This is a genomic window from Enterocloster sp. OA13 (assembly GCF_022440595.1).
Taxonomy (GTDB): domain Bacteria; phylum Bacillota; class Clostridia; order Lachnospirales; family Lachnospiraceae; genus Enterocloster; species Enterocloster hominis.
Genome location: NZ_JAKNTF010000001.1, coordinates 5232071 through 5250074 on the forward strand (window position 1 = coordinate 5232071; position 18004 = coordinate 5250074).

19 protein-coding genes are annotated in these 18004 nt (G+C 46.8%); 4 read left to right on the forward strand and 15 right to left on the reverse strand.

Translation table 11 applies throughout. The features are described 5' to 3' along the window. On the reverse strand, nt 1-1446 hold the full coding sequence (locus tag MCJ35_RS23125; RefSeq protein ID WP_025485059.1) for a glycoside hydrolase family 32 protein: 1446 nt from the start codon (nt 1444-1446) through the stop codon (nt 1-3). A 321-nt stretch (nt 1447-1767) separates the two neighbouring features. Between MCJ35_RS23125 and MCJ35_RS23130 the strand changes: the two genes are divergently transcribed. Both MCJ35_RS23130 and MCJ35_RS23135 read left to right on the forward strand, forming a co-directional pair. Continuing rightward, nucleotides 1768-2802: a LacI family DNA-binding transcriptional regulator gene (locus MCJ35_RS23130; RefSeq protein ID WP_025485058.1), complete on the forward strand. Its 1035-nt coding sequence runs from the start codon at nt 1768-1770 to the stop codon at nt 2800-2802. Between the two features lie 201 nt (nt 2803-3003). Further along, a complete protein-coding gene (locus MCJ35_RS23135; protein ID WP_008720717.1) occupies nt 3004-3270 on the forward strand; it encodes a hypothetical protein in 267 nt (88 codons plus the stop codon). A gap of 106 nt (nt 3271-3376) precedes the next feature. Here MCJ35_RS23135 and MCJ35_RS23140 read toward each other — a convergent pair whose 3' ends face one another. The 3 genes from MCJ35_RS23140 to MCJ35_RS23150 form a co-directional block, all read right to left on the reverse strand. Next, a complete protein-coding gene (locus tag MCJ35_RS23140; RefSeq protein WP_025485056.1) occupies nt 3377-4726 on the reverse strand; it encodes a glucose-6-phosphate isomerase in 1350 nt (449 codons plus the stop codon). A 197-nt stretch (nt 4727-4923) separates the two neighbouring features. Further along, nucleotides 4924-5673 (reverse strand): hypothetical protein, encoded by a 750-nt coding sequence (locus MCJ35_RS23145; RefSeq protein WP_008720721.1) that lies wholly within the window; start codon nt 5671-5673, stop codon nt 4924-4926. A 1306-nt stretch (nt 5674-6979) separates the two neighbouring features. After that, nucleotides 6980-7672, reverse strand: a complete 693-nt coding sequence (locus MCJ35_RS23150) for a 5'-methylthioadenosine/adenosylhomocysteine nucleosidase (protein ID WP_025485054.1) — start codon at nt 7670-7672, stop codon at nt 6980-6982. 154 nt (nt 7673-7826) lie between these two features. Between MCJ35_RS23150 and MCJ35_RS23155 the strand changes: the two genes are divergently transcribed. Next, complete coding sequence (locus tag MCJ35_RS23155; RefSeq protein ID WP_008720724.1) at nt 7827-8069, forward strand: TIGR03905 family TSCPD domain-containing protein; 243 nt, start codon at nt 7827-7829, stop codon at nt 8067-8069. A 55-nt stretch (nt 8070-8124) separates the two neighbouring features. On the opposite strand, the gene MCJ35_RS23160 is transcribed toward MCJ35_RS23155, so the two are convergent. Together MCJ35_RS23160 and MCJ35_RS23165 are read right to left on the reverse strand one after the other, a co-directional pair. After that, the gene (locus tag MCJ35_RS23160) at nt 8125-8643 is read right to left on the reverse strand and encodes a DUF6147 family protein (protein WP_025485053.1); all 519 of its coding nucleotides are present in this window, start codon (nt 8641-8643) and stop codon (nt 8125-8127) included. Between the two features lie 15 nt (nt 8644-8658). After that, complete coding sequence (locus MCJ35_RS23165; protein ID WP_025485052.1) at nt 8659-9489, reverse strand: hypothetical protein; 831 nt, start codon at nt 9487-9489, stop codon at nt 8659-8661. Between the two features lie 138 nt (nt 9490-9627). Between MCJ35_RS23165 and murG the strand changes: the two genes are divergently transcribed. After that, nucleotides 9628-10698, forward strand: a complete 1071-nt coding sequence (gene murG, locus MCJ35_RS23170; protein WP_025485051.1) for an undecaprenyldiphospho-muramoylpentapeptide beta-N-acetylglucosaminyltransferase — start codon at nt 9628-9630, stop codon at nt 10696-10698. On the opposite strand, the gene MCJ35_RS23175 is transcribed toward murG, so the two are convergent. The 9 genes from MCJ35_RS23175 to MCJ35_RS23215 form a co-directional block, all read right to left on the reverse strand. Further along, entirely contained in the window at nt 10695-11243 is a 549-nt protein-coding gene (locus tag MCJ35_RS23175; protein ID WP_008720728.1) for an RNA polymerase sigma factor, read from the reverse strand. The genes murG and MCJ35_RS23175 overlap by 4 nt on opposite strands. Nucleotides 11244-11256: 13 nt before the next feature. After that, the gene (locus MCJ35_RS23180) at nt 11257-11673 is read right to left on the reverse strand and encodes an HIT family protein (protein WP_025485050.1); all 417 of its coding nucleotides are present in this window, start codon (nt 11671-11673) and stop codon (nt 11257-11259) included. 44 nt (nt 11674-11717) lie between these two features. Further along, nucleotides 11718-12338 (reverse strand): rhomboid family intramembrane serine protease, encoded by a 621-nt coding sequence (locus MCJ35_RS23185; protein WP_008720730.1) that lies wholly within the window; start codon nt 12336-12338, stop codon nt 11718-11720. A 178-nt stretch (nt 12339-12516) separates the two neighbouring features. Then, nucleotides 12517-13968 (reverse strand): DUF6382 domain-containing protein, encoded by a 1452-nt coding sequence (locus MCJ35_RS23190; protein WP_025485049.1) that lies wholly within the window; start codon nt 13966-13968, stop codon nt 12517-12519. Then, nucleotides 13958-14356 (reverse strand): hypothetical protein, encoded by a 399-nt coding sequence (locus MCJ35_RS23195; protein WP_025485048.1) that lies wholly within the window; start codon nt 14354-14356, stop codon nt 13958-13960. The genes MCJ35_RS23190 and MCJ35_RS23195 overlap by 11 nt, the downstream gene beginning before the upstream one ends. Beyond that, entirely contained in the window at nt 14353-14877 is a 525-nt protein-coding gene (locus tag MCJ35_RS23200) for a hypothetical protein (RefSeq protein WP_025485047.1), read from the reverse strand. The genes MCJ35_RS23195 and MCJ35_RS23200 overlap by 4 nt, the downstream gene beginning before the upstream one ends. 1 nt (nt 14878) lies before the next feature. Beyond that, the gene (locus MCJ35_RS23205; protein WP_240299664.1) at nt 14879-15595 is read right to left on the reverse strand and encodes a hypothetical protein; all 717 of its coding nucleotides are present in this window, start codon (nt 15593-15595) and stop codon (nt 14879-14881) included. Nucleotides 15596-15857: 262 nt separating this feature from the next. Continuing rightward, entirely contained in the window at nt 15858-17825 is a 1968-nt protein-coding gene (locus MCJ35_RS23210; protein ID WP_025485045.1) for a DUF5702 domain-containing protein, read from the reverse strand. Beyond that, nucleotides 17825-18004: a Flp1 family type IVb pilin gene (locus tag MCJ35_RS23215; protein WP_008720736.1), complete on the reverse strand. Its 180-nt coding sequence runs from the start codon at nt 18002-18004 to the stop codon at nt 17825-17827. The genes MCJ35_RS23210 and MCJ35_RS23215 overlap by 1 nt, the downstream gene beginning before the upstream one ends.

The following is an 18004-nucleotide window of genomic DNA, read 5'->3' on the forward strand; positions in this document are numbered from 1 at the left end:
TTATTTGACTTTTATCTGACATCCGCTGACAGCCGCCGTACCCCCCACTGTATAGATACCGGCAAGGCCGCCTTTATGGTCGTACATCCTGGTGGACATGGCCATCCGGTCATTCACATATAGCACACATAGGTCATCCTCCCGGAAAATCCTTATATGGTATGTATCTGCTGCCGGAAGCTTCCTTGAAGTCTCAATCTGGCATGGGATATCGCCCTTAATCTGCCACTGGTAAACGCCCTGGCCCGACCTTGGCCACATATCCCATGCAGCCGTGCGCCGCGACAGGTCCATCCTGAGGAAATAACCGTTTTCCATTCCCGTATCCGTGTGCAGCGCCACACCTGTCTCTGCGGATTGACCGGGGGTAATGGTGAGACCCAGTTCAAATCCCTGTTCCGGAACCGGAAACAGCACGGCGCCCAGGGTTTCCGACTGGATGATGGTTTTCCCCGCCTCTTCTCTGGCGGTACAATGATAATAACATAAATCATTGACGGGCAGTACCTGGTTATAGAAATCCTTCATTGCCTCCGTGGGTTTCACGCTTAATGTCCCGTCCGGTTCCTGGACAATCTCATGTGCGACCATGGTGCCGCCCCACTCCCAGGGACCGTAATCATTATTCCCGGCCTTACTTGCAATCCATCCGAATGCAAACCGCTTCTGACCGTCAAAAGCAGTCTTGATTGCGTAATCCGCCCTGGTGTCAAACACATCGTCGTCCGGAATCCCCCACGGCCCGTCCAGCGTCCTGGCCATTCTGTAATGCGTGGTAAAGCGGTCTGAAAATGTGGAGAATACAAGGTACCACCAGCCGCCCATCTGAAAAACCTCCGGGCATTCCATTGTCACATACATCTCCGGGGCGTAAAACGGTTCTTCATAGGTCCAGTTGACCAGATCCGTTGATTTGCACAGGGCCGTACAGCCGCCCCGGTGGGCGCCGCCGCCCTTTTTCCTGGCAGCCAGCAGCATCCAGTAATTGCCCTCTTCCTCATTTTTAAATACATATGGATCCCGCCAGTCAAATGACTCATACATGCTGTCATCTGCCACAAACAGAAAATCCTCATCCGTCTCCCAGTGGATCAGGTCCGTGCTGAACGCCCTCATTACGGACTGCACGCTCTTGCCATGAATCTGGATATCCGCATTAAACGCAGTGTAGAACGCATAATATTCATTTTCACCCTTCTTAATCACGGAACCTGTGTAAATGTTCTTATTGGGACGGTCATCCCCTCCTCTTGTTATGGCCTCGCCCTGGTACTGGAATTTCCTGCAGTCCTTTGTCGTGGCCAGGTGCCAAGTTGTCTCTTCTGCGAACTCGCCCGGGTTAACCCTGGGATCATGCAGGTAGTATGCATAGTATGTGCCGTCTTCGTAATATGGTATCAGGTCACCTACCCATGCGTTGTCTGGTTTGAAGAATAATTTATCCATTTGCCCCATCCTTTATAGTTACATTTTTCTTTCATTTGCACTTTTATTTTAGTTAATGCACACATTATTGTCAATGTATTTAGGGTGCTGCTCTATGAATTTCGTATACATATACAGTGAATCCTGTGGTTTATTATGAATTTAACACAATGTCTGTAGTTATATTAATGAAATTTATGTGTGCATTTGCACCCATCGTTGCACACCTTCTGTTTTATATATCCCATTCCTTGCAATGTTGCATTTGAACACAAAAACTGTTTGCATTTTCCCCAAATGCACATTATAATATGCTTATAAATAACTTCAGGAGGTTGTCATATGAACTGTACCATACAGGACATTGCCCATGAATTAAACATATCACGAAACACGGTCTCAAAAGCCCTTAATGGAAAAGGCGGGGTTTCGGAGGAAACCAAACGGTTAATCTTCGAAAAAGCCCGCGAAATGAATTACAGGAATATCTTAAATGAAACATCCGTCCCTGCATCCTCATCCTCCCAGGGAACCATTCTTTTCCTTACAAAGGCATCGGCAGACTACTCTGAATTCTGGGTCAATGTCATGAAAGGGATTGAATCCGTGCTTACCCCCTGCGGATACACCCTTACCCTGGGCATCATCACGGATGAAGAGCTGGAAAAGAAACAGTTTCCTCCCATTGTCTATGATACCTCCATCCAGGGCATCATCATGGTTGAGATATGCAGCCGTGAGGCCTGCCAGACATTAATCGAAACAGGCATCCCATGTGTGACCGTGGACATGCCCAAAGAATATGAGAACCTGATTGGCAGGCTGGATATCATCACCATGGAAAATAAGTCCAATGTAAAGCGGATTGTCAAGCTTCTGGCAGATCAGGGAAAACGCCGTTTTTCCTTTGCCGGTGACATCTATTCCTATAATGTGGGCCGCGGATTCCAGGAACGTTTCGACGCGCTCTGCGAAGCCTTGAATGAGCTGGAGCTTCCCCTTGACCAGGCCCACTCCCTGCTCTATGAAACCAATAACCAGTACATGGATTTTCCCTATCTTGTCAATAAGCTCAAGTCCATGGAAGGGCTTCCCGATGTCTATATATGCGGCAATGACTGGACAGCCATACAGGTCATGCACGCCATACAGTTCCTTGGACACCGCATTCCTGAGGAGGTTGCCTTTGTGGGTTTTGACGACATCAACCAGTCAGCCAAATGTAATCCTCCGCTGACAACCATACACACACCCAAGGAGCAGCTTGGCATAGCGGCCGCCAACTGCCTGCTGACCAGGATCAGGACACCCAGGACACCCTGTGTTTTCTCCCAGTATTCCACGGAGCTGATCATAAGGGAGTCCACAGATATATGACCTGCCGCCATTGAATCTTTCTCCTGAACCTTTACCTGAACCTTTGCCTGGACCTTTACCTGAACCTTTAAATTGCTGGGAAATAAATATAAATCCTTTTAAAACCTGGAATTAAATGATATACTAAACCTCAGACGCAAAATTGCTCACAGAAGCATTGCCTGATACAGCAGGTAAATATAAGAAAGAAGGAGAAGCCTTATGTTCAGAATGTGGGGAAAATTAATGAAGGACAACCATCTGTTACAGGATACCGTGATATGCATATCAGACTACTCCCTGTCCAGGACCCAGATGGTTTTTGACTCCCTGGACTCCATCTGCTACGAGTTCAATCTGGAAAAGCCCATGTGGCTGGACTCTACTGTAAAGGATTTTAAATATCACGATAAAGCCCGTTTTTCACAGGATAATTTTATCGAATCCATTGACTTTGATTATCTTGAGATACAGGTTATTGAAGAGTAGATGAAACCAGTCTTTTGATACTGCAATTGAAAAGCCGCCCTGCTGACTTACATCATCAGCAGGACGGCCTTTTATCCTTTATGGATTTACCGTGCCAAACAGTCCATTACAGCCTCTTAAGCAGTTCTTCCCTCTGCTCCTCATATCCAGGCTTGCCTAACAGTGCGAACATATTTTTCTTATAGCTCTCCACACCCGGCTGGTTAAACGGATTAATACCCAGAATATAACCGCTTACGCCGCAGGCAAATTCAAAGAAGTAGAACAGTTCTCCCAGATAGAACGCATTCTGCTCCGGTACCTTAACCATCAGGTTCGGTACATTGCCGTCCGTGTGAGCCAAAATCGTGCCGTTCATGGCACTCTTATTAACAAAATCCACGCTCTTCCCAGCCAGGTAATTCATTCCGTCGGTATCCACGTCTTCTTTATTCAGGAGAATCTCTTCCGGAGATTCCTCCACATTGATCACTGTCTCAAACATGATACGTGCTCCGTCCTGGATGAACTGTCCCATGGAGTGCAGATCCGTGGTCAGATCCACTGCTGCCGGGAAAATGCCTCTCTGATCCTTGCCCTCGCTCTCACCATAGAGCTGCTTCCACCACTCGGACACGTAGTGAAGGCTTGGCTCATAGTTGGCCACGATCTCAACTGATTTGCCTTTGCGAAGCAGGATGTTGCGCACTGCTGCATAAAGCAGGGCAGGGTTGGACTCATATGGGGTCTCCAGCGCTTTCTTCCTTCCTGAAGCAGCGCCTTCCATCAATTTATCAATATCCGCTCCACTGACCGCGATTGGCAGAAGGCCTACAGCTGTCAATACGCTGAATCGCCCGCCTACGTCATCCGGTACAACGAATTCCTCATATCCTTCTTCGTCCGCCAGATTCTTAAGGGCGCCTTTAGCCTTGTCTGTGGTTGCGTAGATGCGCTTGTTAGCCTCTTCTTTGCCATACTTTTCAATCAGCATCTCCTTGAATACACGGAATGCGATTGCCGGTTCAGTGGTAGTGCCTGACTTGGAAATGATATTGATGGAGAAATCCTTTCCTTCCAATACCTGCTTTAAATCATGGATATACTTGCTGCTGATGCTGTTGCCCACAAAATAAATCTCAGGTGTCTTACGAACGCTCTTAGGTAACACATTATAAAAGCTATGTGACAGAAATTCAATGGCCGCCCTGGCTCCCAGATAGGAACCGCCGATTCCCACTACTAAAAGGACATCAGAATCACCCTGAATCTTGGCTGCCGCCTTCTTAATCCTTGCAAACTCATCCTTGTCATAATCCACAGGCAAGTCAATCCATCCCAGAAAATCGCTGCCTGCTCCCGTCTTACTGAGCAAGGTTTCCTTTGCACTCATTACCGTGGTCTTAAAGTTGGCCATCTCCTCAGCAGATATGACTCCCGCTGTCTTGGAATAATCAAATGTTACTTCCTTTACCATAATTCGCGCTCTCCTTTTCTTATGTCCATGGACGGACATCCAAGCCGATCCATGCCTCTATCTATTGCGGTAAAGCCGCTTATCGTTTAAATTATACCATATCCCGTCTTATAATTCTATTTCTTTCTAATTTATGGATTCGATTTTCAAGTTCCATTTTCAGGACTTATTCTGAAAATGGTTTCCTGGAAATCTTTCTATGAAATAAACTCCTTTAACAATTCCCCAAGCATCCGCTTCTGGTCCGGATTCAGATCCTGAAGCCAGTTATCCTTGGACTTGTCCTCCTGTCTCTCCCTGCTGGCAGCTGTCTGCTCCAGCCCACGTCTGTTGTTATTATTTGAACGGCGTTCCCTTCCAATGGAGCGTACAGGCGCCGGTTCCCTGCGCTCCTCCTCTGCTGTAACGGCAGGCACATGCTCCGCACTGCCCTCGCGGTTCATTCTCGGCCACATCACATTTTCCATATAATCCTGTAAGCAGGTGAGAAGCTGCTGGCGCTTGGCCTCCAGATTCACCCCATAATCCACCAGCATGGTGAACATGCCTGCCAGGATACCGATGGAGCCGTAAAGAACAATATAATAATTATCACTTCTATACCAATAAGAGAGAAATGCTGCCCCGCCGCCTGCCAGGAAGCAGAGAAGTGTCAGCTGCCCTGACAGGTTGTCCAGTCCTCTTGCAGTCATTCCTGCCGTACGGAGGCTGTACATCTGGCGTTCCAGATAAACACGTGTGTTGCTCATACCCTGATTAATTCTATATGTATCCTCTGCATTCTGTTTCAAATTACGCAGACACTTGTTCTTGGTCAATGCCATGTTGGTACTCTCTTTAATTAATCGTTTGTAGAAGCTTCCCGCCATCAGCCGACTGAATACCCCCGCCAGGCAGATTGCTGCCAGCACATACAGTGCCTTTCCTGTTTGTAAAAAGCTCATCATTGTAAAAGCCCCTTTCTTCTTCCCGGATTCCTTCCAGTTACTATACTATTATTGACGGTATCTGATTGGCGGCCGCATTGCCGCAGGCGCCATTATCCGTCGTTTGGGAAATGCCCCTGCAGTCAGGCGTTTCCCGGTAAAGTCTATTATAGCAACGGATTTTAATTTGGGAAGTTGAGAAAGCCTAGAATCGTTCGCCAAATTCTCCTAAAAAACGATCCTGAAAGGTAAGATATCCCTTAAAAAGCCTGTATATTAAGGCCCTGTCTCCTCCTTCCCTGACAAACTCCTTCTCCCAATCCGGTCAATAATCATGCCTGCTGGAACATATAGTTTAAATTCCATCCCCTGTCCATGAGATATGATATATCTGCTTAACCCAGCAATTGAGAGGCCAAACGTAAGGTTTAGGTGGCAGCCGGACCCGCCTGGCATCACTGAAAAAACTGGGCCGTATATAGCAGGGGGGTAAGCGCAGCGCATCCTATCTGTACTGTGGACGCTGCGGGCGGCAGATGACCGCAGGAATCTGTCCCTGGTTTTATGGAAGCCGGGAATACGGGCGGGCCGGAACGTAGGGGAGGGTCGGAATTGGGTGGGGGCAGATTGATGTTAGGGGGATTGACGTTGGGATGATTGAAATTGGGAGGATTGGCGTTGGGAGGAATTGGCTTTGGGAGGATTGGCTTTGGGAGGATTGGCTTTGGGAGGATTGGCTTTGAAAGGGATTGGCTTTGGGAGGATTGGCTTTGGGGGGATTGGCTTTGGGGGGATTGGCTTTGGGAGGATTGGCTTTGGGAGGATTGGCTTTGGGAGGATTGGCTTTGGGGGGGGATTGGCTTTGGGAGGATTGGATTTGGGAGGGGTTGGCGTTGGGGGAATTGGCTTTGGGAGGATTGGCTTTGGGGGATTGGCTTTGGGGAGATTGGTAGATGAATCGATAGTTGGATTGGCAGGGGAACAGTGCTTTAGCGCTCTGTTTATTTATGATTTTATGCGGTCCCCTTCTATAAATATAGTGGAACTCTCCAGATGCTCTACCTTTGCTCCCGCTCAAATCGCTGGGGCATAACCTGGAATCTCTTCCCATTTTCTGTTGTTACAAGGTACCTCGTTGATATCCGGGTGTGGGTTTGACCTATATTTATCTCCATGAATGGTTTTGCGATTGACTTTGGGTATCAATCCATACACAACATTACCATTGGTTTAGGAAACAATTACCGGAAATAGTCCCTTAAATGTAAAGAACCTCCTGGAATGATACCAAAGAGGTCCCTGATTCTAAAAAGTGCTCTATTACTGCTTAATAAGAACGTATCATCTCCGTCAGCAGGTTTACTGAATGCGTGATTGCCTTTGCCTCAAAAGCAGGATAATCAACCGTAGCGCTGTCGTCCGCCTTATCCGAGATAGCCCTTACAATCAAAAATGGGATGGAATTCAAATAACATGCCTGTGCAATAGCGGCCCCTTCCATCTCAGTGCAATATCCGGCAAATGTCTCCACAAGCCATTGCTTCTTATCCTTATCCGAAATAAACTGGTCCCCTGTCACAACACGGCCCACGAATGTGTGTATATCCGGATTCACCCTGGCACAGCACTCCCTGGCCAGCTGAATCAGCTTCCCATCTGCCTCAAAAGCAAGTGTATCCACACGTGGAATCTGCCCTACAGCATATCCAAAACCAGAGGCGTCCACATCATGCTGCAACGCATCATTAGACAGGACAATATCTCCGATATCAATCTCCGCCTTAAGCGAACCAGCTATACCTGTATTCACAATTCCCTCAACATTATATATATCTGCCAGTATCTGTGTACACATGGCGGCATTGACCTTTCCGATGCCGGAGCGCACCACCACTACATCCTTTCCATCCAGTCTGCCCTTATAAAAATCCATAGCCGCCCTGGTCTCTACCTGTACATCTGTCAGCCGTTCCTTAAGCTTGGATACTTCTTCATCCATGGCTCCGATAATTCCTAACATAAAAACCTCCTTCTTGTCCCCTGTAGGACACCTATCCTTTATTATATCGAAAGTGTACAGTTTTTCAAGTATAAAGCTTATTCGCACTTGACATTCCCATTTTCATAAGGCATAATCTGATATACATGAATGATTCAAGCAGGAGGCTATATACATGAGGTATAAAACACAAGGAGTCTGTTCACGGGAGATATCCTTTGAAGTAAAAGATAACAAACTTACCAATGTCCAGTTCGTAGGCGGATGTTCCGGCAACACCCAGGGCCTGTCCAGACTGATAGAAGGAATGGACATAGACGATGCAATCACAAGACTGGACGGCATCCATTGCGGCCCCAGGCCCACATCCTGTCCGGATCAGTTGGCTCGGGCTTTGAAGCAGTATAAGGCACAGTAGTAGGGGGTATACATAAGAGTAAAGTTAAGGCAGGTCGGGGGACCTGCCTTTTGATTTATTCTATTAAGATACCATCCGTTACAGGAGTAAAGCCTTCATACTCGTTATTGTACATTACACCAAATATACCTCTTAAACGGTAATAATATCCTTTCTTCTGCTTCTTAAACGTTGTATTAACAGTAGGAGCTGTTAAACCATCCGGATAATCAGAAGCATAAAACTCAGCTTCATAATAATCAACTTGGCGCCAACGTTCATCCACTTCATCCCATTGATCTAAATAAATTGTGATATATGCCTCATCTACAGGAACTGCAGTATATGCTACTGCCAATGCACCTATATCACCATTGCCATCATCTTTGATTACCAAATCTGCTTTCATAAAAAAATCACCACGTGTACGAGTACTTTCTGTAACCCTACTTTGTTTAACTCCTGGTGGTAATAATTTTGATACCTCATCTACAGAAGTATATCCGTCAACGTTATAAGGCATAGCATATACATTCATTGTTGATAATATTAATACCATAACAGACATCATTATTGTATATTTTATCTTTTTCATTTTTATCCTCCGTTACTAAAATGTCAATTGTTCTACCATCTTCAGGAAAACATCCTCTTCTACATATCCGACTAAACTATAATATGATCCATCCACTACAAAAGAAGATTCATAGGTCACCAAACCATCCGAATGTGTTTCCATCTTAATTTTTATATCTTCCCTCAACCACTTATTATAAACTATAATATCATTCTGCGTATCAGAACTAAACTTATAATTATATGATGCCTTTTTATCATATTTTGTTTGTGTAAAATAAATCAGTTTATCCCCATATGTAAATTCTAGAAATGCATACCCATCCTCCAACCGTATGTCTGAGAACTTCATTTCAACAGGCATATAACCTAGTTTTAATGGTTTGATATTAAGTTCCTCTTGTATCAATACGTAAGCTTCCTCTTCACCATTAATTGATGTCTTATTTTTATCATTATTATAAACTGTATTTTTTAACATCTCATCCTTCCGCTCCCGGAAAAAATAAGACTTCCGCCCCATCGACACAATACTACCACTACCAGCTATCAAACATGCAATCAACCCAATTGCTGCCAGCCGCTTCCATCCAAACCGGACCCGGACTACCTTGTCCTCTTCTGGTTCTTCGGATTCGGCCAGTTCAGTTGTATCCGCTGACTCAGTCCTTTCTTCCTGTATCCTGGACCAGATTTTCTCAAATTCATCTGCAGCTGGTTCAGGAATAGGCAGGGGAATATCTGTATTGCTGGCTGCCTCAAATTCATCTAAAAGGTCTTCCCTTGAACAATCACACATTTCCCGAAGCAGGAAGTCTATTGATTTGTCCTTGTCCTGTTCTGAATCTTTGTTATAATCTCCCACGTGACACCTCTGTTTACAAAATCTCCTAAAGTTACCTTTGCCTTTAGGGTTGACTTTTTGCGTTTAATGCTTACTATAATAGTAGACGTTTATGATCCGGGATTTTCCCCATCATAACATAACCTTCAGGAGGTTTTCATGAAAAAAATCATTCTTACCGGCGGCGGTACTGCCGGACACGTCACTCCCAACCTGGCTTTGATTCCTTCCCTCAGGGAAGCAGGCTATGATATCCGCTATATTGGCTCCTATCAGGGCATGGAGCGCAAGCTTATTGAAAATGCAGGTATTCCCTATGATGGCATATCCTCTGGTAAGCTGCGCAGGTATTTTGACATCAAGAACTTTTCTGACCCGTTCCGTGTCATTAAGGGTTATGGAGAAGCACTGCGTCTCATCAGACGTTATAAGCCGGATGTAGTATTTTCCAAAGGTGGATTCGTCGCAGTCCCTGTGGTACTGGCTGCCAGACATTATAAAATCCCCACCATTATCCACGAATCAGATATGACTCCTGGACTGGCTAATAAAATCTGCATCCCTTCTGCTTCCAAGGTTTGCTGTAACTTCCCCGAGACACTGAAGTATCTCCCGGAAGACAAGGCAATCCTTACAGGCTCCCCCATCCGAAAAGAACTGCTTCAGGGTGACCGCCTGTCAGGTCTGTCTTATACGCACCTCAGTGCAGATAAACCTGTTCTCCTGATTATTGGCGGAAGTCTTGGCTCTGTCACAGTGAACCAGGCCGTACGCAGTATCCTTCCACGTCTTCTTGCCAATTACCAGGTAATACATATCTGCGGCAAAGGCAATCTGGACGAAAGCCTGATTGGTACAGCCGGATATGTACAGTATGAGTATGTAGATGCCCCATTAAGGCATCTGTTCGCAGCAGCCGATATCGTCATCTCCAGAGCCGGAGCCAATTCCATCTGTGAGCTGTTGGCGCTGCGCAAGCCAAACCTTTTGATTCCCCTGTCCGCTTCTGCCAGCCGCGGCGACCAGATCCTCAATGCGAATTCCTTTGCAAAACAGGGATTCAGCAAGGTTCTGGAGGAGGAGTCCATAACAAATGAGAACCTGTTTCAAGCAATTGACGGCCTGTATCAGAACAGGGCCGCCTATATACAGGCCATGGAACAGAGCCGTCTTAACAATGCAGTTGAGACCGTCATGTCCCTCATTGAATCATGTGTAAAATCATCTTAAGGCCAGTTATCATCATTTAACAATATCTCCAGATATTTTCTGATACGGCTGACCCGGGAATAGCATGCCTTTTCTGTAATGTTCAGGATTTCGCACACTTCCCTGGTCGGCCGTCCCTCTATTAATCTTAAGACAGCCACCTGTCTCCAGTTCTCAGGCAGTTTCTCAATCTCCTTGAGAAGGGCCTGACACTTCTCTTTACTTACCACAAAATCAGGAAGACTGCCCGACCTGTCATGAGATGGATAACTTTCACTGTTATATGCTTCTTCATCCAGTTCCCCATAGCTTCTGTGCTTCATCTTACGGTGAAAATCCATGCAGCGGCTTTTGAGAATGGTTATTAACAGCATCTTGGTATTGTCCAATGGCAGGTCAAGTGAATAATCATAGTGGGCATATGAGACAAATGTATCCTGTACCACATCATCAATATAATCATATGGAATGTCATTGACATAGGCCATCTTTCTCAGTATCAGCTGGAAATCCAGGTACATTTCCTCAAACTTCTTTTTCTTATCAGCATCCATTTTCTTTTCCATAGTCACTTCATCTTTACAAGCTGCTCTTAATTTTTTCTGCAATCTGGGCCAGTTCCTCCGGTGATGCCGTGCCGGGAGTCCAGCTTACTATCGATGGTCCATTCTCATATCTGGGAATTATATGCATATGGAAATGAAACACAGTCTGTCCTGCTGACTCACCGTTATTCTGAACCAGGTTAAAACCGGAACATCCAAGGGACTTCTTCATTGCAGCGCCAATCTTAGCACCCAGTGGAAGCACCTTTGCCGCAATCTCCTCATCCAGGTCACATACATCTGCAAAATGCTGTTTCGGCAGAATGAGTGCATGTCCTCTGGAAGCCGGACCTAAATCCAGGATTACCCGGAACTGCTCATCCTCGTACAGGGTTGTTGACGGAATTACCCCGTTTGCTATTTTACAAAAAATACAATTGTCATCTGTCATATTGAAAGTCCTCCTTCTGCTGCGGTTTACACAGCTGTAAGTTTCTACCTTCCTGTACCAAAGATCCTGGCAGTATGTTTCCTCCGGTACAGAAAGATACTTAAGATGAAGCCGGAAAACAGGCCTCCTATGTGGGCCCAATTGTCTACTCCCGATGCAGTAAAGCCATGGTACAGACTCAGGATAATCATGAACCCCAGCTGCCGGTTGGTAAGACCGTCCAACTGGCCATGATTAACAGCAACCACATAGACCAGGCCGCCTACCACACCGAAAATGGCTCCCGAAGCCCCTGCTGACACCGCTGCATATGCCGAACCCATATGAACCGCTATGGATATGATATTAGCAGCAATTCCGCTGACAATATAAAATATAAGATATTTTACATGTCCCAGGACCTGTTCCATTCTCTCGCCCAACACAAAGAGGACCAGCATGTTATTCACTAAATGACTGGCCCCAAAATGCAGGAACATGGAAGTAAACAGCCGGTAATACTCACCACGTAAGACAACAAGCGGTTCATAGACGGCTCCGTGCATTATCATGAACATTGTATCTTCCGTGTCACCGATTAACTCAAAATAAAGAAAAATAAGCACATTTACAGCAATCAACGCTATATTAACATATGCCTTATCCCTTATCTTATAAGCATTCATCGGCCTTCCTCACATCATCAATGATATCTTATCTTAGCATACTTTCAAGTTCTTGTTAAGTGGGTAAGTTACAATATAATTAATTTTATCGTCCCCCTCCCATGTGTTTTTTGTAATATATCACATTTTTTGACACAAAAGACGCATTTTTATGTCAACTTAATGTATCTGCCTGCTATTATTCAAATACAAATCCTACATCTGCAATATACAATTCATCACCTGTCTCTATTACAGATGTTCCATTGGCGTCAAGCGCCTTCCCGTTCACCCGTGTACCATTGGTGGAATTAAGGTCTGTTACCGTATATATCTCTCCTTCGTTATCAATTCTCAGATGAAAACGGCTTACCGTATCCTTTTGCAGCGTGTAATCTGCCAGATTCTTATTTTTACCTATTACAAACGGATAATATGGAAGAATGATATCCTCACAATCTTCATCCATTGCCCTTAGCCGGCGGACTCCTTCACCTGAAGGTTTTCCGCATAAAAGTGTGGTCCTGAAAACCTCATCATCTAATGGTTCGGGACTGCTTTTTACCTCCGGGACATTCCTGGCAGCAGGTTCCATTGTGGTTTTATCTGTTTCCGAAGACCATATTTCCTCTTTATCGTCATCATCATACAGGATTCTCCAGGAATCCTGCTCCGCTCCCGGCGTTGGCTCCGGCCCCCGCTCCGTGACCTCCCCATGTCTCTCCTTTATTCGGGATAATAGCATCCGCAGGATATCAAAGACAGCCAGGAACAGGAAAAGTCCTGCATCCAGCCAGATAAGGGTAACCTTCATGGAAACCAGTCTGATCTTTCCGCCAAATAGCCAGATTGCAGCCGGAACCAGAACAACTGTCGCCATCCACACCGCGGCCAGCCTTGCCATGGAAGCAAGTTCCTTTTTTATGCCACTTTTCTCAGCGTTGTCTTTATGGATATCCCGGACCGGCACCTCATCCTCTTTTATCCCATGCCATCCACTTTCATATTCCCTGTCAGGTGCCGGTCCCCCTTCTGCCTGAGGTTCATATCTATCCTTATACCCGGAGCAGGAAGCATGTTGTTCCTTCTGCTTTTCCGGCTCACGTTTATCATTATCTGAAACAATAAACTTTAAAATGTCATCCAGGCCATAATTATCCTTCAGGCTTTCCTGATATACCCCATATGCCAGGACCACGCACTCCCTGTCCTTGTGATTAACGCATTTAAGTATATACTGTAAAAAATGGCTCAGCTCTTCCGGAAATACCCCGGCCTGTCCCGGTACCAAGCACAGGCCTATTTGGAACAGTTCCGGGTCCATATAAATCAGGCCGGGGTCCATCAGGATGCCTCCATCCCCCAGCAGATACTCTTCCATCCGCATCAATGCAACATGAACCTGTATCAGAATCTGGCAGATTTCATCCCTGCTTATAAAACGCGCGTCCAGCAGACGGTTTAAAGGCTGCCTGGATGTAATATCATAATAGTAAAGGGGATTCCCATCCTGATACCGGATATGCATGCGCAGCAGCCCTTGAATCTCATTGCCGGCAAGCATACGTGCTTCATAACCTGGAATGGTTCCGCAATCAGGTGTTATGACCAGGTAATTGTGTTTTATTTCCCTCCTGTAACTAATCTCCATCTGATTCTCCCAGCCCCTCAATCAATGTGACTTTCCGCAGAAATGCTTCGGGCCTGAACCGCTTTCCTTCAATCTCATGATTCCATCCCGTGCCCTGCGCCTTTCCTGATATGCGGTTCCAGCTGCTTTTCAACTGTATCTGATAACTGGAAAATGTCATGGGATGCCCCATGTAATCCTGTACCGTTGATGAGATAACATGAAGTTCTGCTCCTTTTTCATGTCTGCCTTTTTCCACTGCTTCATGAAGTCCCATAGCGCCTACGGCTTCGTCACGGACATGTGCAGCCTGATGGATCATCACAGATATGGACAACAGGACTGCCGCCATGATACAGGCCGCCTCAACCGTAAAACTGCCTTTGACATAATATTTTCCTCTCCTCACAGAAACATCACTCCTATCCCGGCCGGTAAAATGAACGGCAAAAACGGCAGGCGCATGTGCCTTACATTCCTGCCGCTTCCCACGCCCCTCATGAAAAGTATGGCGCAGGCCAAAAAACATAAAATCAGGCCCCCGCACAGCAGCAGAAGATTCCTGGCAAAATCCAGATAGATGCCTGATACCACGAAAAACCATCCATCCCCCCTGCCCACGGCTTCCCCGGTAGCCGCGGACAATGCCAGGAGTGCACCTCCAATCACCATTGCCATACCCATATCCCTAATGCATTTTCCTGCCTGTATCCATGCTGCCTCCATTCCGTCCCCAGACATATATGACCTTAGTTCCAGTATGATCTGTATTCCCCTCAGCGCCGCCCCCGCAGTGCCGAATGCCAGGAACAGACTTACATGTATCCTCCTGTCCTTAAAATCCTGATAACTGGCTGCTGCCAGGAATATCAGGAATCCGCCTCTGAGGACAACTTCATTTACATTCATCCAGCCGCTTATATTATCCATATCATTTACCTCCACAATAAGAACACGCTCCCAGATACTCCACTTGTGATAAAGCCACTGCCTGTACATATGCAATGATGGATGGACAGGTCCTTGCCGTGTGATAACTGCCTCCATACGGCATGATGTACACAGTTCCATTGCCATTTCCTGTCCCACAGGTTTTACATGGCGCATACTTTCCCCCGGACTGGTTACGCATGGACTCCACCTCACCGGCAGACACGGCTTTTAAGTCATTGTACAGATAATGGCAGGTTCTCTGCCTGTGATAGCGGGTGGGGTTCTTTCCTATATAAACAATTTCCTCTTCCGTACCCTCTGATGTTCCCCCTTGCCCGAACCGTTCCCCGTCTGCTCCATTCCACATCCTCCGGCTGCAGACATGCTGCACCGGTACGCTGTTAAGCCCCAGTATGGAAAATGGAAGTTTCATCCTGTACTTCATGACAATCACTACCGTATCATCCGTGCCAATGTCCGTACCATCAAAGGAAACAGATTCAATCCAGCTGTTATCAACCTCTCCCAGTATCCGTGCCACGGCATAACCTGCGGCCAGAAGTGAACCTGCATCCTCACCGTCTGCCCGTTGCGTATCCACGGATGCCTCACTTCCTGAACGCAGGCAGTATTCCACATAGGCGTACTGGCTCAATTCCTCCCCCACTGATTCCACAACGGCCTGAATCTGTCTCTGCCTGTCCATCATCTTCATAGGCATCATCAAACATACACATAAAAAGAGAAATAAGGACAGGCACATGGCCGCCTCAACAGACAGGCTTCCACTTACAGAACAGGAGGTGCATGACAATGCCCTTTTATCATGACGGGCTGATATGGCAGATGGATAAAAGCAGCTTTTTTGTACCTGGAGAGGTGCGATATTTATATTTGATTTCTTTTTCATTTTATGTATCCGCATATCCTTTCCGCATGTAAAAGGGCATGGTCATGAACCTCCTTTCCTACTGTTATTAACGTTTTCTGGAATCATCCATGTAGCTGCCGGATGCCCCAATACGGGTTTCATAATCAAACTCCCTGTCCCCCATCTGTTTTTTCCACAATCCCGTTGAAAAAAATACATGTTTTCCACTGACTGTTGATTCTGTATCCACCATGCAGGCACAACGTCCCATGGAAAACCCATTCTGCCCCCTCTCAATATTAATCTCCATGATATCCATCATCCGGTATACCATGCCGTTCCCATATCCCCCGAATATGAGGACGCGGAGATAACCTTTGTAGCTCAGCCCATTTCCCCCATCATCCGCAGCTTCACCATCCGGCAGGCGCCCATTCCTCCCTATGTCAAGGAGCTGGTCCAGGCTCATTTTCCATTGATTCCGGGTCTTAAGGAATGGTACCCTTCCTCCATCCAAAAGCTCCCTCACATCTGCCAGCGCTTCTCCCAAAGCCCATACCGTCATGATTAGGAATGCTGTTACAGATACCAACGGAAGGATTCCGGTGCCTCCCACGATGGCAAGGGCCAGGCTCCGTGCTTCCTCCCGCTTTCCTGGGTCGGACAGGATGTGTATCAGGTTCAGACCTTGCCTCAGCGCAATCAGACGTGACACCACGCCTGCCAGATTATCCCTGTCCTGATTCCCGCCGTGGATAAGATACTCCAATTCATAGAATTCCCCTTCCCCCATTTCTTTCTGAAAACCTTGAAAGAAACGTATATTATATTCTCCTACCAGTATACGTGATACAAGGTTTCCGGTTCCCTCAAGGCCGTTGCCCTGGTTCCCGGCGCCGTCCAGGGAAGCTGATGGCACTGAGTCAAGCTGAAGCTTCCTGCCTGACACCGTTGTCCCTTCCGGCAGTACAAGTTCCAGAAATCCGCCCGTCACCATGCCGGCAATCCGTTCCAGGAATCCTTCTTTTTCCTTGTCTTTTACCCCGAACTCAATTCCCAGTGAAAGCATGCCGTAACCGGACCATCGCCGTTCCACCGGCTCCCACAGTGAGGCCTCATCCAGTTCATCATCTTCATCATCCGGCTCCCAGTTATCAATATAATCCATTACATCCTCTGCTTCCCTGATGACATCCTGTATCCATGAAATCCTGTCCGGCGCATATTCCCTGAGTCTTACAACCTCCTGCCTTCTCTGCCCATCCTTATCCACATAAGCTTCATACTGGGCAATCTCATCCTCCAGGGCATCCTGTACCTCCTGGCTTAAGTTTCCCTGTTCCTCCCCATATCTTTCCCTGCTTTCTTCCAGACGCTCCCGCAGCCGGTCTGCTTTGTTTTCATATGTCCCCACCAGTGCAGGAAGCCTCTCCAGTTCCTTTACAACCTTTCCGGCCCGGGATATAAAGCCCTGTCCATCCAGGGATTGAAGACATTGTCCGGCCTGGGTCCAGTACTCCTTCTGCAATTCCAGCCTGCTGTTGATATTCTCCAGCGCCTTTTCTAACTGGACAGCCTCCTTGGAATGAGTTGAGTAAAGGTCTGACAGCCGGTTTACGCTTCCCCCTTCTTTCCATGTCTCAAGCAGTTCCCCTGCTCCCGCTTCATCCAGTTCATCCCAATCCGTATCAAACAGTCCGTACTTCATATAATCCAGTATCTCCTGTTCCAGATATCTCCCATCCCCCTGCGTAAGTGTCACCACATCCTCTGCCTGGACCTTTGACAGCTTCATGGGATACCAGTTACCGGCTTCCATATAGGGGGCCAGGAATCCTTCCATTTCCTTTTCAAGGGTCTCCTGGCTATCGTATTCAAGTCCCAGGATGCGATACTTGTCCCACAGTTCCCTGTGATATTGTGCCATGAGGGAGTCCACTGCTGAATCCGCGGCCATCCGCAGATAGCATCTGGCCCCTGCGGTCCGGACTGATTCCGCAAGTCCGCACAGCAGGGCGCAGACACTTACCAGTATCATGGCCAGGAATATGGTTATCTCCCCTTTCCTGTCCATCAGTACACCTCTTTCGACTGGCTGTTAATCTCCTTGAAAATATTCTCCAGAAGGGTGGTTATCTGCTTTTTGAAAATAATTACCAGGCCTATGAGGACCACCAGGACCAATACCAATTCTATGACCCCCACGCCCTGGTCCTCCTCCATGAATGCCTTCCATTCATTCCTTAATTCCAT